Below are 385 nucleotides of genomic sequence, written 5' to 3'. Positions count from 1 at the left end.
CTCGGCCAGGCGCTTGCGCCCTTCGGCTTCGTTGATCGACTTGTTCTTGCGACCGTCGAGCAGAGCCTTGAACTGGCTCTGGTAGCAGCTTTGCGCCGACTTGGCGTAGGCCACGCTACGGTTGATCTCGACGGTGCTGCGGTCGACGTCGGTACCGTAGGAGCCGATGCGCGCGCGGTCATCGCTGATCTGCTTCTGCTTCTCCATGTAGTAGCCCGCCGCGCCGCCGGCCAGGGCGCCGCCTGCGGCAGCGAGGGCGGCATTGCGGCCGCGGTTCTCGTCGCTGGCCAGGCCGCCGGCCAGGCCGCCCAGGAGGCCGCCGGTAATGGCGCCGGTGATGGCCGAATTGCGCACTGCGTTATCGGTGCTGCGCAGGTGCGACACC

General features: G+C 68.6%; 1 protein-coding gene. It reads right to left on the bottom strand.

Annotated features, from left to right (window positions below):
* Positions 1 to 385: glycine zipper domain-containing protein (locus tag FLO80_RS24195; RefSeq protein WP_149187172.1), on the bottom strand; the 385-nt coding region annotated here is incomplete at both ends.

It is taken from the genome of Aquicoccus porphyridii (genome assembly GCF_008369105.1).
GTDB classification, from domain to species: domain Bacteria; phylum Pseudomonadota; class Alphaproteobacteria; order Rhodobacterales; family Rhodobacteraceae; genus Aquicoccus; species Aquicoccus porphyridii.
This window is presented reverse-complemented; position numbering and strand designations above follow the sequence as displayed.